Below are 18,815 nucleotides of genomic sequence, written 5' to 3' on the forward strand. Positions count from 1 at the left end.
TGTCTCAACGCCGTCGCAGGAGCACCTTATGGAACGCACGACACGACATCTATCGCTGTGGTTGCTGTTGATGATCGCCGCCTTCGCCTGGCAGTCAGCCCAGGCTCGCGGCTTACCTGATTTTACCGAGCTAGTGGAGGAGGCCGCGCCTGCGGTGGTCAATATCGCCAGCACCCGCGAGGTTGCGTCGCGTAGCCAGCAGTTCGGTGGCCCCGGGGGGCAGGACATCCCCGAGATATTCCGCCACTTCTTCGGCGACCAGTTCCCGAGCCCGCCGGGTCAGGGGCGTGGTCGCAGCCAAGAACGCCAGTCGCTGGGGTCGGGCTTCATCATCAGCGAAGACGGCTACATTCTGACCAATGCCCACGTGGTCGAAGGCGCCGACGAGATTCTGGTGCGGCTCAATGATCGACGCGAGCTCGAGGCCGAGCTGATCGGTGCCGACAGTCGTACCGACGTGGCGCTGCTCAAGGTCGACGGTGAGGGCTTGCCAACATTGACCCTGGGCAACTCCGATCACCTGCGCGTCGGTGAGTGGGTGGCCGCCATCGGTTCGCCGTTTGGTTTCGACCACTCGGTGACGGCGGGCATCGTCAGCGCCATCAATCGTACTCTGCCGCGTGACGCCTACGTGCCATTCATACAAACCGACGTGGCGATCAATCCGGGGAATTCCGGCGGTCCGCTGTTCAACCTCGACGGCGAGGTGGTGGGCATCAACTCGCAGATATTCACCCGCAGTGGCGGTTTCATGGGGCTCTCGTTTGCGATACCGATCAGCGTAGCGATGGATATCGCCGATCAGCTGCGCGACGATGGCCGAGTGAGTCGCGGCTGGCTGGGCGTGGTGATTCAGCCGGTGTCGCGGGATCTGGCCGAATCGTTCGGCATGGATAGCCCAAGCGGTGCGCTGATTGCCGATCTCGACCCGGAAGGCCCGGCTGCCCAGAGTGGCCTGCGCGCCGGCGACGTGATTCTCGAAGTCGATGGCGAGGAGGTCGAGTCGTCGACCACACTGCCACGCCTGATCGGTCGCGTCAGTCCGGGCAACGACGTCGAGTTGACCCTGATGCGGGATGGCGAACAGCGCTCGCAGGACGTCACCGTGGGGCGCTGGCCGGATGCCAACGGCGACGAGGCTGCCGACGAGCAGGATACCAGCGACCGTCAGGCGCGGCTCGGGCTTAGCGTGGTCGAACTCGATGCAGCCGAGCGTGAACGCCTCGGGATCGAGGGTGGCGTGCAGGTGCGTGACGTCGACCCCACGGGAGCCGCCGCCGCGGCGGGTATCCGTTCGGGAGACGTGATCGTCTCGCTGGACCAGCAGGCCATCGATTCGCCGCAGCGGCTGCTCGAGGTCGTCGAGGCCATCGACGGGGATCGTGCCGTGCCGGTGCGTCTCTATCGTGACGGCCGTTCACTGTTCGTGGCGCTGCGTCTCGACGCCAGCGAGTAAGTCAACTGCGAAGCCGGCTCGGCTTCGCTGTTCCTGCCAGGCGCATGCCGGTACAATGAGCGCAATTTGCTCACCGGCATGCGCCTGCTGCCCTCCTGTCGACCCTCCCTAGATGTGATAGCGGTTTCGATAGTGACGTCCTGGCGCGCTACGCCGACTTCTTGAAAGGCAGAATTGACTCGATGGCCAACGACGTGTCCCACGACAAGCTCAAGCATATCCGCAATTTCTCGATCATCGCCCATATCGACCACGGTAAATCGACGCTTTCTGATCGGATCATCCAGATCTGTGGTGGGCTCAGTGACCGTGAGCTCAAGGAGCAGGTGCTCGATTCGATGGATATCGAGCGCGAGCGTGGCATTACCATCAAAGCGCAGTCGGTGACCCTCGATTACCACGCCGAGGATGGCAACACCTACCAGCTCAACTTCATCGACACCCCCGGCCACGTGGATTTCTCTTACGAGGTGTCGCGTTCGCTCTACGCTTGTGAAGGCGCGCTGTTGGTAGTGGACGCCGCCCAGGGCGTCGAGGCTCAGTCGGTAGCTAACTGCTATACCGCCGTGGAGCAGGGCCTCGAGGTGCTGCCGGTACTCAACAAGATGGATCTGCCCCAGGCCGACCCTGACAAGGTGGCCCAGGAGATCGAGGAGATCATCGGGCTGGATGCCACCGATGCCTGCCAGGTCTCGGCCAAGAGCGGGCTAGGCATGGAAGCACTGCTCGAGCGCCTGGTGCGCGACATTCCACCGCCCAAGGGGGATCCCGAGGCACCGCTGCAGGCGTTGATCGTCGATTCCTGGTTCGACAACTACCTCGGCGTGGTCTCGCTGGTGCGGCTGTTCGACGGAACCCTGAAGAAGGGCGAGAAGATTCGCATCAACTCCACCGGCCGTGACTGGCAGGTCAATGAAGTAGGGATCTTCACTCCGCTGCGCCGTGAGACCGGCGTGCTGCGTGCCGGTGAGGTGGGCTTCGTGGTGGCTGGCATCAAGGAGATCCAGGGCGCGCCGGTGGGCGATACCATCACCCATACCAAGACGCCCGACGTGCCGCGCCTGCCCGGCTTCCAGAAGGTCAAGCCGCAGGTCTATGCCGGCATGTTCCCGGTCAGTGCCGACGACTACGAGGACTTCCGCGATGCCCTCGAGAAGCTGGCGCTCAATGATGCTTCGCTGGCCTACGAGCCGGAGAACTCCGACGCCCTGGGCTTCGGTTTCCGGGTCGGCTTCCTCGGCACCCTGCATATGGAGATCATTCAAGAGCGCCTCGAGCGCGAGTACGATCTCGATCTGCTGACCACGGCGCCGACGGTGGTCTACGAGCTGGTCATGGACAGTGGCGAGGTGAACTACGTCTCCAATCCGTCCAAGCTGCCCGACATGGCCAACGTCGAGGAGATGCGCGAGCCGATCGTGCGAGCCAGTATCCTGGTGCCCCAGGAGTTCGTCGGTAACGTCATTGCCGAGTGCGAGCAGCGTCGCGGCACCCAGCTCGACATGCAGTTCCTGGGCAATCAGATCCAGCTCACCTATGAGCTGCCGATGTCCGAGGTGGTGATGGACTTCTTCGACCGCCTCAAGTCGATCTCCAAGGGCTATGCGTCGCTGGACTACAATTTCGAGCGCTTCGAGGCTGCCAAGTTGGTGCGCCTCGACGTCCTGATCAACGGTGACAAGGTCGATGCCCTGGCGGCGATCATTCACCGTGATCATGCCCATAGTCGCGGGCGCATCCTGGTTGAGAAGATGAAGGAGCTGATTCCCAGGCAGATGTTCGACGTGGCCATTCAGGCCGCCATCGGTGGCCAGGTGGTGGCACGCTCCACCGTCAAGGCGCTGCGCAAGAACGTGACTGCCAAGTGCTACGGCGGCGACGTGACCCGCAAGAAGAAGCTGCTCGAGAAGCAGAAGGCGGGCAAGAAACGCATGAAGCAGGTCGGCAAGGTGGAAATTCCCCAAGATGCCTTCCTCGCCGTGCTCAAGGTGAATGACTAGGGACGAGGATTGGCATGGACTTTTCGCTGTTGCTGGTGGTGGCCGTCGCGGTCACCGGTCTGGTCTGGTTGTTGGATGTGGTGTGGTGGGGGCGTGCGCGGCGTGCACGCCTGGCAGCGGTGGAAGCCGAGCGCGGTGATGGCCTTGACGATGCCACGCGGCGCAAGCTGGCGCGCGAGCCGTGGCCGGTGGATTACTCGCGCTCGTTCTTTCCGGTACTGCTGGTGGTACTGCTACTGAGAAGCTTCGTGGTCGAGCCGTTTCAGATCCCCTCGGGCTCGATGCGTCCGACCCTGGAAGTGGGCGATTTCATCCTCGTCAACAAGTTCACCTATGGGCTGCGTCTGCCGGTGGTCAACACCCGTGTGGTGGAGATGAACGATCCCGAGCGTGGTGACGTGATGGTGTTCCGCTTCCCGCAGGAACCCTCGATCAACTTCATCAAGCGTGTCGTAGGGCTGCCGGGTGACCGCATCCGCTACGAAGGCAAACAGCTCTACGTGAATGGCGAGGCGGTGCCGAGCAGCCTGATCGAGACCGATCCCCTGGCGCAGCCCGGCGAGGAGTTGCTTGAAGAGCTGCTCGGTGCCCAGGCTCACCAGATCTATAACAACCCCCGCGACCCAGGCCCGCAGATGCGCGAGCTGGAAGTGCCGGAGGGTCACTTTTTCACCATGGGCGACAACCGCGACCACTCCAACGATAGCCGCTACTGGGGCTTCGTGCCTGAGGAGAACATCGTCGGTCGGGCGTTTGCGGTGTGGATGCACTGGGACGGCGGCCTGCCGAGCTTCGGCTCGGTGCGCCGCATTCATTGACGCCGGGCCCGCCGGCGACCGCAACAAGGCCTGATGCATGGCAATATGCCGCGCATCAGGCTATTCATTGTTAACAGGACACAACAAAGTGCAGGAGTTTCGTGAGTAACCCCTTGAATGGTTTCAGCCGTCGGGTCGGCCACGCGTTCGCCGACATCGGCCTGCTGGAGCTGGCCATGACCCATCGCAGCTATGGCGGGCAGAACAACGAGCGTCTCGAGTTTCTCGGCGACTCGATTGTCAATTTCGTCATTGCCGAGGCGCTGTTCCGGCGCTTCCCAGATGCCCGTGAGGGCCAGCTGTCGCGGCTGCGCGCTCAACTGGTCAAGGGCCAGACCCTGGCCGAGCTGGCCCGTGAGTTCGAGCTCGGCGAATGCCTACGGCTGGGCTCCGGCGAAATGAAGAGCGGCGGTCATCGTCGCGACTCGATCCTGGCCGATGCCGTCGAGGCGGTGATCGGTGCCATCTACCTGGATGCCGGCATGGACGTGGCCAAGGCGCGGGTGCTGTCGTGGTATGCGCAGCGTCTGGAGGCCATCGACCTGCAGGATACCCAGAAGGATCCCAAGACCCGGCTACAGGAGTTTCTGCAGTCGCGGCAGTCGCCGCTGCCGCGCTATGAGGTGCTATCGGTGGAGGGCGAGGCACATTCTCAGACGTTCACCATCGAATGTCAGGTGGAGATGCTCGAGGCCGCCACTGTCGGCGTCGGCTCAAGCCGCCGCCATGCCGAGCAGCAGGCCGCCGATAAGGCACTGGCGCTGCTCGAACCGCGAGGAGGGCGGACATGACCCAACGCTGTGGATTCGTAGCCATCGTCGGCCGCCCCAACGTCGGCAAGTCGACGCTGATGAACCGTATACTCGGTCAGAAGATTTCCATCACCTCGCGGCGTCCGCAGACCACGCGCCACCAGGTAATGGGCATCAAGACCGAGGATGACAACCAGATCATCTATGTCGATACCCCGGGCATGCACATCATGTCCAAGGATCGTAACAAGGCGATCAACCGCTTCATGAACCAGGCCGCCAGTCAGGCGCTGCGCGACGTCGACTGTGTGGTGTTCATCATCGACCGCACGCGCTGGATGCCTGAAGATCAGGTGGTGCTCGACAAGCTGACCCACGTCAAGGCGCCGGTGATTCTGGCCGTCAACAAGGTCGACTGGCTGGAGGACAAGGCCAGCTTGCTGCCGTGGCTCGAGCAGGTAGGTGCCAAGCGCGACTTTGCGGCGATCCTGCCACTGTCGGCCAAGCACGGCACCAATGTGCCGGAGCTCGAGGCCGAGGTCGCCAAGCATTTGCCGGAGAGTATCCACTACTACCCGGATGACCAGGTTACCGACCGTACTCAGCGCTTCCTGGTAGCCGAGCTGGTGCGCGAGAAGGTCATGCGCCAACTCGGCGACGAGCTGCCGTACCAGATGACCGTGGAGATCGAGGAGTTTCGCGAAACCGACCGCGTCACCCATATCAGCGCGTTGATCCTGGTCGAGCGCCAGGGCCAGAAGAAGATCCTGATCGGTGAGAACGGCGAGCGCATCAAGAGCATCGGCCGCGAGGCGCGTCTCGATATGGAGCGCGCGCTGGGCGGCAAGGTGATGCTCAACCTGTGGGTCAAGGTCAAGCGAGGCTGGTCGGACGACGAGCGCGCACTGAAGAGCCTGGGATACCATCTGGATTAGGCGCCGCGCGTCGGGCGCCACGCGTCGCCTGACGCTTCCAAGGATCGATCATGCAGCCCGAACCTGCTTTCCTGCTCCATAAGCGCCCCTACCGCGAGACCAGTGCGCTGGTCGATCTGCTGACCTTGGGTCATGGGCGGGTGAGGGCGGTGGCGCAGGGCGTGCAGCGTCCCGGTAGCCGCTCGCGGGGCCGTCTGCAGCCGTTTGCACCGTTGCACGTGACCTGGGTGGGTAGCGGTGAACTCAAGCGCCTGCGGCTGATGGAGAGTACCGGTAGTGCGGCGCTGCTGGCCGGCGAGGGTCTGCTGTGTGGCTTGTATGCCAACGAGCTGCTGGCGCGGGTGTTGCCGCTGGAGCTGCCGGGGCGCGAGGTGTTCGCCTTCTACAGCGCTACCCTCGAGGCCCTGCCGCGACCGGAGGCAAGAGCCAGCGCGCTGCGCCGGCTGGAGCTGGCGCTGCTTGAACTGCTCGATGCCGAGCCGCGGTTTCGTGACCTGAATGACGGCGAGCTCGACCCGCAGCGTCGCTATGTGTATCGCGGTGAGGCGCGCGCCTTCGAGACGCTGCCGCCAGGTGCCAGTCAAGGGCTCGATGGCCGCACCCTGCGTTTGCTGGCCAGCGGCCAGTGGGAGGCGCCGGGACTGGCCGGTCCCGCCAAGGCCTTGACCCGAGCGGCACTGATGCCGCTGCTGGGCGCTCGACCACTGCGCTCGCGTGAGCTGATGCAGCGTCTTGCGGCGCGTCGCCATGGCGCGCCATCCTGATAGCCAAGCGCTGCCGCGTACGGCGGCAGATGCTCAACCTTCCATCCCCTGGAGACCCATCATGCATGCGCCCCGTATCCAGCTCGGCGTCAATATCGATCATGTCGCGACCCTGCGCCAGGCCCGCGGTACCCGCTATCCGGACCCCGTCCAGGCCGCGCTGTTGGCAGAAGAGGCCGGCGCTGACGGTATCACCGTGCACCTGCGCGAGGACCGTCGGCACATTCAGGAGCGCGATATTCGGCTGCTGGCTGAAACCCTCAATACGCGCATGAATCTCGAGATGGCGGTCACCGAGGCGATGATACGACTGGCCGAGGAGGTGCGCCCGGCGCATGTCTGCCTGGTGCCGGAGAAGCGTGAGGAGTTGACCACTGAAGGTGGGCTGGACGTGGTCGGCGGGTTCGAGGCGGTGCAGGCCGCCTGCCGGCGGCTGGCGGCTGCGGGCAGCGAGGTGTCGCTGTTCATCGATCCGGAGCCGGCTCAGATCGAGGCCGCCGCCAGGGCCGGTGCACCGGTCATCGAGCTGCATACCGGCGCCTACGCCGAGGCCAGCGGACAGGCGGCCAGAGATGAACATGCGCGCATCGCCGCAGCGACCGAGATGGCCCTCGAGCTGGGCCTGACGGTCAATGCCGGCCATGGCCTGCACTACCACAACGTCGAGGCCATCGCCGCCATCGGCGGCATTCATGAGCTCAACATCGGCCATGCGATCATTGCCCGTGCGATGTTCGTGGGGCTAAAGGAGGCGGTAGCCGAGATGAAGCGCCTGGTGATTGCCGGTCAGGAAGCGGGGCTGTTGGCGGCGCTGGACGAGTACGATCATGACCATGCCCATGGTCACCAGCACGGCTGATTGGCGATGATACTGGGGATCGGCAACGACCTGGCACGCATCGACCGCTTTACGGCGGGTATAGCGCGCCACGGTGAACGCTTTGCGCAGCGCCTGCTGGGACCTTCCGAGCTGACTCGCTATTACCATCATCCTCAGCCGGCGGCCTTTTTGGCCAAACGCTTCGCCGCCAAGGAGGCCTTTCTCAAGGCGCTGGGTACCGGGCTTCGCCACGGCATGCGCTGGACCGAGATCGAGGTGGTCAACGATGCGCTTGGCCGCCCCTCGCTGGTGCTGGTCGGTCGAGCCCACGAGCAGGCCCAGGCCGCCGGCGTGGCGACCCTTCACCTGTCGTTATCCGATGACGACGGACTGGCGTTGGCATTCGTGGTGCTCGAGGGCTGAGCGGCCGGCGCGTGCTGCCGACGCCAGTCGGCGAGGCGCGCCATGGCGGCATAGAGGTCGTCGAGCAGCGGGGCCACGCCGTGCAGACCCCGGCTGCGCAGGCGCGTCTCGAGGGTTTCGGCTAGCAGCGCCAGCTGCGGCACACCGCAGTAGCGACAGGCACCGTTGAGCGCATGGATGGCATCCAGGAAGGCTTCCTCGTCGCCGGCCTGCCAGGCGCTGCGCAGTTCGGCTTCGCTGGTATCGAGACTGTCGATCAGCAGCAGCAGGGTGTCCCAGGCGAGCGACTCGCGTCCGGCGGCCAGCTGCGTGCCAAGGGTGAGGTCGACCACCGCGAGTTCGTCCTGTTCCGCCGCTGGCCTCGCTTCACTCGACGGTTCGCCGATAGCCAGGCGACGTGTGAGCAGATCGCGCAGCGCGGCATGGTCCACCGGCTTGATCAGCACCTCCTGCAGGCCGCTGTTCAGCAACTGCTGGCGCTCCTCTTGCATGGCGTGAGCGGTGACCGCAATCACCGGGCAGTTGCGCCAGCGTGCATCGAGACGCCGCAGTGCTTGGGTCGTGGCAATACCGTCCATGCCCGGCAGACGAATATCCATCAGCACCAGGTCGAAATGCTCGCCCTGCGCCAGGGCCAGTGCTTCCTCGCCGCTGGCGGCCAATTGGGCCGAGAGGCCGAGGTCGTCGAGTATGGCCTCGAGCAGCCGGCGGTTGGCGCTGTTGTCGTCGACCACCAGCAGCCGTGGCGAGTGGGATTCGAACGGTGGCGCCGGCAGCGCGCGAGGCGAGATCAGCCGCTCGATACTGGCAGCCAGTGTCTGGCGTGACAGAGGACGGCTTAGCAGCTCTCCGCCGTGAGGAAGCCGCAGCTCGGGGAGCTCCATTGGGCCAGCCTGTACCAGCAGGATGCAGGGGCAGTGGCTGGCGTCGAGACACTTCTGCCAGCTGGCCAAGCGAGCCGGCGCCAGATCTTCGTACTGTAGCCCGGCAATCAGCAAGTCAGGGGGACCCTCGGCATCCATGGGGATGACGGAGGCGCCCCACTGGTCGAGCAGGTGGGCAATGGCATGGTGGGTGGCCGGGTGGGCCTCGTCGAAGGCCACGCGTAGCCCACCGAGGGCCAGCTCAGGAGCGCGGGGGTCGAGTCGCTGGGCCTGAAGTGGCAGCGTAAAGCTGAAGGTCGATCCATGCCCGAGTTCGCTCGCGACGCCGATCTCACCGCCCATCTGTTCGACCAACTGACGGCAGATCATCAGCCCCAGGCCGGTGCCACCATAATGTCGGCTGTCGCTGGCGCTCGCCTGGCTGAACGCCTGAAACAGCCGCTGGCAGGCAGTCTCGCTGAGGCCGATGCCGGTATCACTGACGCTGATCCTCAGGGTGACGCGCTGGGTGTCAGTGTCGTCAAGCATCACCCTGACGATCACCTCGCCGCGCTGGGTGAACTTGATGGCGTTGTGAATCAGGTTGGTGAGCACCTGCTTGATGCGTAGCGGATCGCCCTGCAGCTGTTCGGGCACGTCGTCATAGACCAGGCCCAGCAGGTGCAGTTGCTTGTGATGAGCCTGTGGCCCCTGCAAGCCGAGTACCTCGTCGACCAGCACCTGGATGTCGAGATTGACGCTCTCGAGCTGCATCTTGCCGGCCTCGAGCTTGGAGAAGTCGAGGATGTCGTTGATCAGTGCCAGCAGGCTGTCCGAGGCCTTGCTGACGTGTTCGAGCCACTCGCGCTGACGCGCGTCGAGAGGCGAGCGTGAGAGCAGCTGGCAAAAGCCGATGATACCGTTGAGCGGCGTGCGGATTTCATGACTCATGTTGGCCAGAAACTCGGACTTGATACGGTTGGCCTCTAGTGCCCGGCGGTGAGCCATGTCGAGCTCGATGTTCTGAATCTCGATGGTCTCCATCGACTCCTGCAGGTCGCGGGTCGTCTGATCGATGTGACGCTGCATGTCCTCGTGGGCATTCTCGAGATGGTCCGAGAGGGTATTAACGCTGGCTGCCAGGCCTCCCAGCTCGGGTGGGCCATGTCGTGCCAGGCGCAGTTGGTAGTCGCCGGCGTTGAGTCGGCGCAGCAGCTCCTGGAGCTCTTCGATGGGGCGGTCGATGCGGCGATAGACGATATAGGTCAACAGGAACAGCAGCAGTCCCGAGACCAGCCACACCAGCGCGGCGGCGGTCAGATGGCGGTAAAAGGCGAGCTGGAGCACGGTGGTGTCGACGCTGAGGTCGAGATAGTTCGTCTGGTTGGCACCCTCGAGAGGAAGCACCAGGCGCCAGCCGCCGTCGCGCTCATCCAGGCGTGGGGCTGCCGCGTAGTCGTCCAGCACCGACTGCTGCTGCCCCAGCTCGAGGGTGGCTGTGCCGGCGGCGTCGCGCAGGCTGACGGCGCGTATCTCGGGGATGTCCTGCAGCCGCTGGAGCAGTTCGGGCAGCCAGGTCTGGTGGTGGTCGAGCAGGGCATGTTCGAGAGAGGGACGCAGCAGCAGGGCACTGCCCAGGGTGCGCTGTTCGAGCGCGTCGCGTCGCACCTGGCTGTCGTGCTGCAGGGCGAGCAGGGTCAGGGTCAGCATCAGTGCCAGCGGCACGACGACCGCCAACAGCAGCAGTCGGGTTCTGATCGGCATGGCCTTGGATCCGCGCGGCATTCGATCCATTCATTATGCCACACCGAGAGAGCATCCCTGTCACCTGCCGACGGGCACGGATATAATTGTCGTATACGCTTTGAGAAGGACGCTTCGCATGCACTTCCCCACGCTCGAGGATGTGGTCGGCAACACGCCACTGGTGCGCCTGAAACGCATTGCCGCGGGGCGCAACAATACCCTGCTGGCCAAGCTCGAAGGCAACAATCCGGCCGGTTCGGTCAAGGACCGCCCGGCGCTGTCGATGATTCAGCAGGCCGAGGCCCGCGGTGAGATTAACCCCGGCGACACCCTGATCGAGGCGACCTCGGGCAATACCGGTATCGCCCTGGCCATGGCCGCCGCGATCAAGGGCTATAACATGACGCTGATCATGCCTGAGAGTGCCTCCAGCGAACGCAAGCAGGCCATGGCGGCGTTTGGTGCCAAGCTGATCACGGTATCGAAGGATGCCGGCATGGAGGGGGCCCGCGACCTCGCCGATACCATGATCGCCCGCAGCGAGGGCAAGGCGTTGGATCAGTTTGCCAACCCCGACAACCCGCTGGCGCATTTTCGTACCACCGGGCCGGAGTTGTGGCAGCAGACCGACGGTAGCATCACCCACTTCATCAGTTCGATGGGCACCACGGGTACCATCATGGGGGTCTCCGAGTACCTCAAGCAGCAGAACCCGGCGGTACAGATCGTCGGCCTGCAGCCCGAAGACGGTGCCAGCATCGCCGGGATTCGCCGCTGGCCGGCCGCCTACCTGCCGAAAATCTTCGATGCGGCCCGGGTCGATCGCGTCATTGACATCGGCCAGCATGAAGCTGAAGAGCACATGCGCCGCCTGGCTCGCGAGGAGGGCATCCTGGCCGGTGTCTCGTCCGGAGGAGCGCTGGCCGGTGCGCTGCGTATTGCCGAACAGGTCGAGAATGCGGTGATTGTCTTCATCGTCTGTGATCGCGGTGATCGCTATCTGTCCACTGGCCTGTTCGCGCCGGAGGTCTGATGGCGATGCTCGGCAGGCGCCGTGCGGCGCGCCCGGCCTCGGGCACCTCGGGGCTGCATCAGCGCGACAAGGCGCCGGTGCGCGAATTCGCCGACGGCGACAGCGTAGTGATCGAACGCCTGGCCCACGATGGACGGGGGGTGGCGCATCGCACCGATGGCAAGGCGCTGTTCATCGAGCGTGCGCTGCCCGGTGAACGGGTCCTGCCGGCGGTACATCGACAGCGTAAACGCTACGACGAAGCCCATGTGCGCGAGCTGATCGAGACGTCCGATCAGCGCGTCGAGCCGGCGTGCCGCCACTTCGGCCAGTGCGGCGGCTGCGACCTGCAGCACTTCGCCGACGCGGGGCAGCGTCAGCACAAGCTGGCGGTGCTCGGCGAGCACCTGGCGCGTGAAGCACTCACACTGCCGGCAGCCCCCGAGGTGCTGGCCGCAGACGGCCACGGCTACCGTCGGCGGGCCCGGCTGGGGGTCAAGGTCGACGCCCAAGGGGGGATTCACCTGGGCTTTCGCGCCAAGGGCAGCCATCATCTGCTCGACATCCATCAGTGCACTATTCTGGTGCCGCGGCTGACGGCGCTGCTGGCGCCTATGCACCATCAGCTGGCTGCCCTGGAGGCGCCGCGCCATGTCGGACACATTGAACTCATCGACAGCGATGCGGGCGCTACCCTGGTGGTGCGCCAGCTTCGCGAGCACGCCGGCGACCGTGTCCGCTGGCAGACGTTTGCAGCCGCGCAGGGCGTCAGCCTGGCGTGGTGGCTGGGACGCGACGCGGCGCAGCTCGAGTGGCTGAGTGCCGAGCCCGAGCTGCGCTATCGCATTGTCGCCGACGGGCGTGATGTAACGCTGACGTTTGCCCCTGGCGACTTCGTGCAGGTCAATGCGACGGTCAACCAGCGTCTCATCGATACCGCGCTGACGTGGCTTGCGCCTGATCCTGCTGCGCGCGTGCTCGACCTCTACGCCGGCGTGGGCAATTTGAGTCTGGCGCTGGCCTGCCGTGGCGGCGAGGTGTTGGGCGTCGAGGGCAGTCCGGCGATGGTCGGGCGACTCGCCGCCAATGCCAGACGCAATGACCTGGGTAACGTCGAGGCGCGCCAGGCCGATCTGACCCAGGTCGCCGAGGTGTGCGAGGTGCTGGACTGGGCGCCGAGCCTGGTGGTGCTCGACCCGCCGCGAGACGGGGCCGACATCGTATGCACCCAGCTGGCGGGAAGCGCGGTTCCGCAGTTGCTGTACATCGCCTGCGATCCGGCCACCCTGGCGCGGGATGCGGCACGCCTTGTGCAAGGCGGTTATCGAATCACTCGCGCGGCCGTGGCCGACATGTTCGCGCAGACTGCTCATCTGGAAGCCATGCTGCTGTTCGAACGCGGCGGATGAGCCACCCAAGAAGAGGAACGCAACCCCATGGTTAAGGTGCGTGAGGATCAGCCGCTGACCGCCGACGGGGCGGTCGATATACCACAATGGCTGGCACGCCTGAAGGAGGACGTCACGCTGCGTGACGAGGGCGAGATGCGCGACGCCTGCGAACTCGCCGATCGCCTGGCCAGGGAGGCCGATAAGCCGCACAAGGCCTGGCTGGCCGACGGCTCGAGTTTTCGCATGGGCCTGGAGATGGCCGATATTCTCGGTGAACTCACCCTCGACCAGGAAGCGCTGGAAGCGGCGGTGCTCTACCGCGCTGTCCGTGAAGGGCTGATCGGCATCGAGGCGGTGGCCAAGCGCTTTGGTGGCGAAGTGGCCGGGCTGATCGACGGCGTCTTGCAGATGGCGGCGATCAGTCACCAGACGCCGAGCCACGGCATGACCCAGCATGACCAGCAAGACAACTTGCGCAAGATGCTGGTGACCATGATCGACGACGTGCGTGTGGCGCTGATCAAGATTGCCGAGCGCACCTGTGCGCTGCGCCAGGTCAAGGACGCGACCCGCGACAAGCGACTGCGGGTGGCCCGCGAGGTATTCGACATCTACGCGCCGCTGGCGCATCGGCTGGGCATCGGCCACCTCAAGTGGGAGCTGGAGGACCTCTCCTTCCGCTACCTGCACGAGGACGACTACAAGTCGATCGCCAAGCAGCTGGCCGAGAAACGCCTCGACCGCGACCGCTACATCCACGACGTGGTCCAGACCCTCGAAGGACTGCTCGAGGCCCAGGGCATCTCGCGCATCCAGGTCGACGGTCGCGCCAAGCACATCTACTCGATCTGGCGCAAGATGAAGCGCAAGCGCATCGATTTCTCGCAGGTCTACGACGTACGTGCGGTGCGTATCCTGGTACCCGAGGTGACTGACTGCTATACCGCGCTGGGTATCGTGCACTCACGCTGGCACCACGTACCCAACGAGTTCGACGACTACATCGCCAACCCCAAGAAGAACGGCTATCAGTCACTGCATACCGCGGTGCTGGGGCCGGAAAACAAGGTGCTGGAGATCCAGATTCGCACCTTCGCCATGCATGAAGAGGCCGAGTTGGGGGTGTGCGCCCACTGGCGCTACAAGGGCCACGATACCAACGCCAAGAGTCGCAGCTACGAAGAGAAGATCGCCTGGCTGCGCCAGGTGCTCGAGTGGCAGGATGAGGTCGGCGACTTCGGTGATCTGCGCGAAGGGCTCAACAGCGACGTGGCCCCGGATCGCATCTATGTGTTTACCCCCGACGGCCACGTCATCGACCTGCCCAAGGTGGCCACGCCCATCGACTTTGCCTACCGGGTGCATACCGAGATCGGCCACCGCTGCCGCGGCGCCAAGGTCAACGGGCGCATCGTGCCGCTCACCTACAAGCTCAAGACCGGCCAGCAGGTCGAGATCCTTACCGCCACCAAGGGCGGCCCCAGTCGCGACTGGATCAACCCCTCGCTGGGCTTCGTGCGAACCTCGCGGGCGCGGGCCAAGATCCAGGCCTGGTTCAAGCAGCAGGCGCGCAGTCAGAATCTCGAAGAGGGCAAGGCGCTGTTCGACAAGGAGATGAAGCGCCTCGACGTCGAAGACATGGACCTCATGACCCTGGCGCGCAAGGTCAATTACACCACCGTCGAGGACATGTACGCGGCGCTCGGCGCCGGCGATCTGCGCATCGGGCAGGTGCTGCATCAGGCCCAGCAACTGTTTGGCGAGTCAGATGACCAGGAGCAGCTCGATCGGCTGCTGGCCAAGCCGCGGCGTGCCCCGAGCAAGAGTGACGGTGACGCGATCACCGTACTCGGGGTCGGCAACCTCAAGACCAGCATGGCCAACTGCTGCCACCCGGTGCCCGGAGAACCCATCGTGGGCTTCATCACCCAGGGGCGCGGCGTCACCGTGCACCGCCAGGACTGCGCCAATATCCTGCAGCTGCGCCTCGACGAACCGCAGCGGGTGATCGAGGTGGAGTGGGGCGAGCGGGCGCGCACCCAGTACCCGGTGGATATCGAGATCGAGGCCTGGGACCGCTCCGGGCTGCTGCGCGACGTGACCGGCGTGCTCAGCAACGATCGCGTCAACGTGCTGTCGGTGAATACCCTCACCGATCAGGACGACGGCATCGCTCGCATGTCGATCACCGTGGAGGTCGATGGCCTCGAGACCCTCGGCCGGTTGTTCTCGCGCATTCAGCAGCTGCCCAACGTGATCGACGTCAAGCGCCTGCGCAGCGGCGGCAAGCCGCGCCAGGCTCGTCAGCGGAGGCCGCAGCCATGAGCCAGCCTCGCTATGACCTCGATGACTTGCTGACGCTGATGGCGGTACTGCGCGACCCGCAGCAGGGCTGCCCGTGGGATCTCAAACAGGATTGGGACAGCATCGTCCCCCACACCCTGGAAGAGGCTTACGAAGTCGCCGATGCCATCGAGCGGCGCGCCTTCGACGAGCTGCCCGGCGAGCTTGGCGACCTGCTGTTCCAGGTCGTCTACTATGCACGCTTCGGCGCCGAGGAGGGGCGCTTCGACTTCCACGACGTGGTGCATACCCTGACCGCCAAAATGCTGCATCGCCATCCTCATGTGTTCCCCGACGGCAGCCTGGCCTCGCGCCGGCCCGCCGGGGTCAGCGCCGAGCAGGTCCAGACGCGCCAGGTCAACAGCCGCTGGGAGTCGCTCAAGGCCGAGGAGCGCGCCGCGCGCAGTGATTCCGTCAGCGCCTCGGTGCTCGACGACGTGCCGCGCACGTTGCCGGCGCTGTCGCGAGCCGCCAAGCTCTCCAAGCGCGCCGCCAGGGTCGGCTTCGACTGGCCCGACAGTCGCGGGGTGATCGACAAGATCCGTGAGGAGCTGGCCGAGGTCGAGGAGGCGCTGGACGCCGGCGACCGCGACCACGCCACCGCCGAGGTGGGCGATCTGCTGTTTGCCGTCACCAACCTAGCGCGTACGCTGAAGGCCGACCCCGAGCAGTGCCTGCGCAACACCAATGCCAAGTTCGAGCGGCGCTTTCGCCACGTCGAGTCCGCACTGGCCGAGTATGGCCAGCAGCCGGCGTCGGTGACGCTCGATGAGATGGAGGCGCACTGGCAAGACGCCAAGCGCCATGAAGCCACCCCTGATGATCGCAAGGAGGGCGCCGCCCATGAGTGATGATCTGCACGAATCGCTACGCGACAACGTACGCGTGCTCGGTGATAGCCTGGGGCGTACCATTGCCGACGACCAGGGTAGCGCCTTCGTCGACAAGATTGAGGCCATCCGCGGCTTCGCCAAGCGCGGCCGTCAAGGCGACCAGCCCAGCCGTCGGGAGCTGATCGAGTACCTGCGTAAGCTGCCCGACCGCGACCTGCTGCCGGTGACCCGCGCCTTCAACCAGTTTCTCAACCTGGCCAACATTGCCGAGCAGCACTACCGCGCCCGCTACCGCCGGGTCGAGGACTACAAGCCCGGCTCGCAGCCGGTGCTCGGCGAGCTATTGCAGCGTGCCGAGTCCGAGGGGCATGCGCCGCGCAAGCTGGTCGAGACCCTCGCCGGGATGCGTGTCGAACTGGTACTCACTGCCCACCCTACCGAGGTCATCCGGCGCACCCTGATCCAGAAGTACGACGCCATCGACGACTGTCTGTCGGTCATCGAGGCCGCCGGCGATTATCCCGAGCAGTCGAGCCGTGCCCACGGCCGTCTCGAGGAGTTGATCAGCCAGGCCTGGCACACCGACGAGATCCGCCACGAGCGCCCCACGCCGGTGGATGAGGCGAAGTGGGGCTTTGCGGTGATCGAGAACTCCCTGTGGCAGGCAGTGCCAGACTTCCATCGCGATCTCGACAGCCTGCTGCTGGAGACCGCCGGCGAGCGTCTGCCGCTGGACGCCGCGCCGCTGCGTTTCGCGTCGTGGATGGGCGGCGATCGCGACGGCAACCCCAACGTGACCGCCAAGGTCACCCGCGAGGTGCTGCTGCTGGGGCGCTGGATGGCCGCCGATCTGTACCTGCGCGACCTCGAACAGCTCAAGGCCGAGCTGTCGATGTGGAAGGCCAACAGCGCGCTGAAGGCCGAGGTCGGCGATGAGCCCGAGCCCTACCGGGCGCTGCTCAAGCGTCTCAGCACGCGGGTCGAAGCGACCCGTGACTGGGCCAAGGCGTGCCTCGATGGCCGCAGCCACGAGGGTGGGCCGATCATCGAGACCCGCGACCAGCTCTACGCGCCGCTGCTGGCGTGCTACCGCTCGCTATGCGATGTCGGACTCGACACCATTGCCAATGGCGCCCTGCTGGATACCCTGCGCCGGGTGGCGGTGTTTGGCGTGACCCTGACCAAGCTGGATGTGCGCCAGGAGTCGAGCCGCCACAGCCAGGTCTTCGAGGAGCTCACCGACTTCCTCGAGTTGGGCCACTATCGCGAGTGGGACGAGCAGCAACGCCAGGATTTCCTGCTCGCCGAGCTCGAATCCCGCCGTCCGCTGATTCCGCGCCGCTGGGAGTGTTCCACCGAGACCCGTGAGGTGATCGACACCTTCCGGGTCATTGCCCGCGAGCAGCGCGAGGCACTCGGCACCTACATCATCTCGATGGCCGCGCAGCCCTCCGACGTGCTGGCCGTGGCGCTGCTCATGCAGGAGGTCGGTGGCGACGTGCGGTTGCCCATCGCGCCGCTGTTCGAGACGCTCGATGACCTCAATCGTGCCAGCGACGTGATCGACCGGTTATTGGCGCTGCCTGGCTATCGACGCCTGGTCGGCGATAGCCAGGAGGTGATGATCGGCTACTCCGACTCGGCCAAGGATGCCGGCCAGCTGGCCGCCGCTTGGGCCCAGTATCGCGCCCAGGAGACCCTGGTCGAGGTATGCGACCGACACGCCGTGGACCTGACCCTGTTCCACGGCCGCGGTGGCACCGTCGGCCGCGGCGGCGGTCCGGCCCACGCGGCGATCCTTTCCCAGCCGCCGGGTTCGGTGAACGGCAGCCTGCGGGTCACCGAGCAGGGCGAGATGATCCGCTTCAAGTTCGGCCAGCCGGAGATCGCGCTGCGCTCGATGGAGATCTACGCCTGCGCAGTGCTCGAAGCGACCCTGCTGCCGCCGCCGGCACCCAAGCCGCACTGGCGCGAAGAGATGGACCGCCTGGCCGAGATTGCCCACCGCGGCTACGTCGGGGTGGTGCGCGAGGACCCCGACTTCGTGCCCTATTTCCGCGCGGTGACGCCGGAAGGGGCGCTGGGCCGCCTGCCGCTGGGCTCCCGCCCCACCAAACGGCGCCAGGATGGTGGGGTCGAGACCCTGCGGGCGATTCCATGGATCTTTGCCTGGACCCAGACACGTCTGATGCTGCCGGCCTGGCTGGGCAGCGGGGACGCCTTCATTACCCGCCTGGAAGAGGAGGGAGGTCTCGAGCGGCTACGCGAGATGCGCCGTGAGTGGCCGTTCTTCGGCACCTACCTCGATATGCTCGAGATGCTGCTGGCTAAGGGGGATGTCGAGATCACCGCCTACTACGAGCGGCGGCTGGTCGATGAGCCGGCACTGCTGGCGCTGGGCAAGAATTTGCGCGAGCGCTTCACCCGCCTTCAGGGCGTGCTGCTCGAGATCCTCGATCAGCAGGCGCTGCTCGAGAACACGCCGCTGATTAGCCAGGCGATTGACGTGCGTAACCCCTACATCGACCCGCTGCATGGCCTGCAGGCCGAGCTGTTGCAGCGTAACCGCGATGCCGACGGGGCCATCAGCCCCGAATTGTCACGGGCGTTGATGGTGACCATGGCGGGGATCGCCGCCGGGCTGCGCAATACCGGTTAA

General features: G+C 65.3%; 14 protein-coding genes. 13 read left to right on the forward strand and 1 reads right to left on the reverse strand.

The features are described 5' to 3' along the window. Positions 1-28 precede the first annotated feature (28 nt). The 8 genes from BLT16_RS17285 to acpS all read left to right on the forward strand — a co-directional run bounded on the left by BLT16_RS17285 (position 29) and on the right by acpS (position 7,968). Positions 29-1,456, forward strand: a complete 1,428-nt coding sequence (locus tag BLT16_RS17285) for a DegQ family serine endoprotease (protein ID WP_089659812.1) — start codon at positions 29-31, stop codon at positions 1,454-1,456. A 182-nt stretch (positions 1,457-1,638) separates the two neighbouring features. Then, the gene (lepA, locus tag BLT16_RS17290) at positions 1,639-3,456 is read left to right on the forward strand and encodes a translation elongation factor 4 (RefSeq protein ID WP_089659814.1); all 1,818 of its coding nucleotides are present in this window, start codon (positions 1,639-1,641) and stop codon (positions 3,454-3,456) included. Positions 3,457-3,470: 14 nt separating this feature from the next. Further along, entirely contained in the window at positions 3,471-4,274 is an 804-nt protein-coding gene (gene lepB / locus BLT16_RS17295; protein WP_089659815.1) for a signal peptidase I, read from the forward strand. A gap of 101 nt (positions 4,275-4,375) precedes the next feature. Then, positions 4,376-5,065 carry a ribonuclease III gene (rnc, locus tag BLT16_RS17300; RefSeq protein ID WP_089659817.1) on the forward strand — a complete coding sequence of 230 codons (690 nt, stop codon included), beginning with the start codon at positions 4,376-4,378 and terminating at the stop codon, positions 5,063-5,065. After that, entirely contained in the window at positions 5,062-5,961 is a 900-nt protein-coding gene (era, locus tag BLT16_RS17305) for a GTPase Era (RefSeq protein WP_089659819.1), read from the forward strand. The genes rnc and era overlap by 4 nt, the downstream gene beginning before the upstream one ends. Before the next feature lie 50 nt (positions 5,962-6,011). Next, positions 6,012-6,725, forward strand: coding sequence for a DNA repair protein RecO (gene recO, locus BLT16_RS17310; RefSeq protein WP_089659821.1), 714 nt, complete (start codon positions 6,012-6,014; stop codon positions 6,723-6,725). Positions 6,726-6,786: 61 nt separating this feature from the next. Further along, positions 6,787-7,584, forward strand: a complete 798-nt coding sequence (pdxJ, locus tag BLT16_RS17315; RefSeq protein WP_089659823.1) for a pyridoxine 5'-phosphate synthase — start codon at positions 6,787-6,789, stop codon at positions 7,582-7,584. A gap of 6 nt (positions 7,585-7,590) precedes the next feature. Then, positions 7,591-7,968 (forward strand): holo-ACP synthase, encoded by a 378-nt coding sequence (gene acpS, locus BLT16_RS17320; protein ID WP_089659825.1) that lies wholly within the window; start codon positions 7,591-7,593, stop codon positions 7,966-7,968. On the opposite strand, the gene BLT16_RS17325 is transcribed toward acpS, so the two are convergent. Further along, positions 7,908-10,595 carry an ATP-binding protein gene (locus BLT16_RS17325; protein WP_089659965.1) on the reverse strand — a complete coding sequence of 896 codons (2,688 nt, stop codon included), beginning with the start codon at positions 10,593-10,595 and terminating at the stop codon, positions 7,908-7,910. The genes acpS and BLT16_RS17325 overlap by 61 nt on opposite strands. 118 nt (positions 10,596-10,713) lie before the next feature. Here BLT16_RS17325 and cysM point away from each other — a divergent pair, with 118 nt between their 5' ends. The 5 genes from cysM to ppc are packed head-to-tail and all read left to right on the forward strand — an operon-like array spanning position 10,714 to position 18,815. Continuing rightward, a complete protein-coding gene (gene cysM, locus BLT16_RS17330; protein ID WP_089659827.1) occupies positions 10,714-11,610 on the forward strand; it encodes a cysteine synthase CysM in 897 nt (298 codons plus the stop codon). Then, positions 11,610-12,998, forward strand: a complete 1,389-nt coding sequence (locus BLT16_RS17335) for a methyltransferase domain-containing protein (RefSeq protein WP_089659829.1) — start codon at positions 11,610-11,612, stop codon at positions 12,996-12,998. Before cysM ends, BLT16_RS17335 begins: the two co-directional genes overlap by 1 nt. Before the next feature lie 27 nt (positions 12,999-13,025). Further along, entirely contained in the window at positions 13,026-15,305 is a 2,280-nt protein-coding gene (relA, locus tag BLT16_RS17340; protein ID WP_089659832.1) for a GTP diphosphokinase, read from the forward strand. Then, positions 15,302-16,174, forward strand: coding sequence for a nucleoside triphosphate pyrophosphohydrolase (gene mazG, locus BLT16_RS17345; RefSeq protein ID WP_089659834.1), 873 nt, complete (start codon positions 15,302-15,304; stop codon positions 16,172-16,174). Before relA ends, mazG begins: the two co-directional genes overlap by 4 nt. After that, positions 16,167-18,815 (forward strand): phosphoenolpyruvate carboxylase, encoded by a 2,649-nt coding sequence (ppc, locus tag BLT16_RS17350; protein WP_089659836.1) that lies wholly within the window; start codon positions 16,167-16,169, stop codon positions 18,813-18,815. The genes mazG and ppc overlap by 8 nt, the downstream gene beginning before the upstream one ends.

It is taken from the genome of Franzmannia pantelleriensis, from assembly GCF_900102875.1.
GTDB classification, from domain to species: Bacteria; Pseudomonadota; Gammaproteobacteria; order Pseudomonadales; family Halomonadaceae; genus Franzmannia; species Franzmannia pantelleriensis.

Bases quoted from the DNA above. Each gene is read 5' to 3' on its own strand.
- lepA (WP_089659814.1), top strand. From the start codon at position 1,639: ATGGCCAACGACGTGTCCCACGACAAGCTCAAGCATATCCGCAATTTC.
- recO (WP_089659821.1), top strand. From the start codon at position 6,012: ATGCAGCCCGAACCTGCTTTCCTGCTCCATAAGCGCCCCTACCGCGAG.
- cysM (WP_089659827.1), top strand. From the start codon at position 10,714: ATGCACTTCCCCACGCTCGAGGATGTGGTCGGCAACACGCCACTGGTG.
- era (WP_089659819.1), top strand. From the start codon at position 5,062: ATGACCCAACGCTGTGGATTCGTAGCCATCGTCGGCCGCCCCAACGTC.
- lepB (WP_089659815.1), top strand. From the start codon at position 3,471: ATGGACTTTTCGCTGTTGCTGGTGGTGGCCGTCGCGGTCACCGGTCTG.
- pdxJ (WP_089659823.1), top strand. From the start codon at position 6,787: ATGCATGCGCCCCGTATCCAGCTCGGCGTCAATATCGATCATGTCGCG.
- ppc (WP_089659836.1), top strand. From the start codon at position 16,167: ATGAGTGATGATCTGCACGAATCGCTACGCGACAACGTACGCGTGCTC.
- BLT16_RS17325 (WP_089659965.1), bottom strand. From the start codon at position 10,595: ATGCCGATCAGAACCCGACTGCTGCTGTTGGCGGTCGTCGTGCCGCTG.
- BLT16_RS17335 (WP_089659829.1), top strand. From the start codon at position 11,610: ATGGCGATGCTCGGCAGGCGCCGTGCGGCGCGCCCGGCCTCGGGCACC.
- acpS (WP_089659825.1), top strand. From the start codon at position 7,591: ATGATACTGGGGATCGGCAACGACCTGGCACGCATCGACCGCTTTACG.
- BLT16_RS17285 (WP_089659812.1), top strand. From the start codon at position 29: ATGGAACGCACGACACGACATCTATCGCTGTGGTTGCTGTTGATGATC.
- relA (WP_089659832.1), top strand. From the start codon at position 13,026: ATGGTTAAGGTGCGTGAGGATCAGCCGCTGACCGCCGACGGGGCGGTC.
- mazG (WP_089659834.1), top strand. From the start codon at position 15,302: ATGAGCCAGCCTCGCTATGACCTCGATGACTTGCTGACGCTGATGGCG.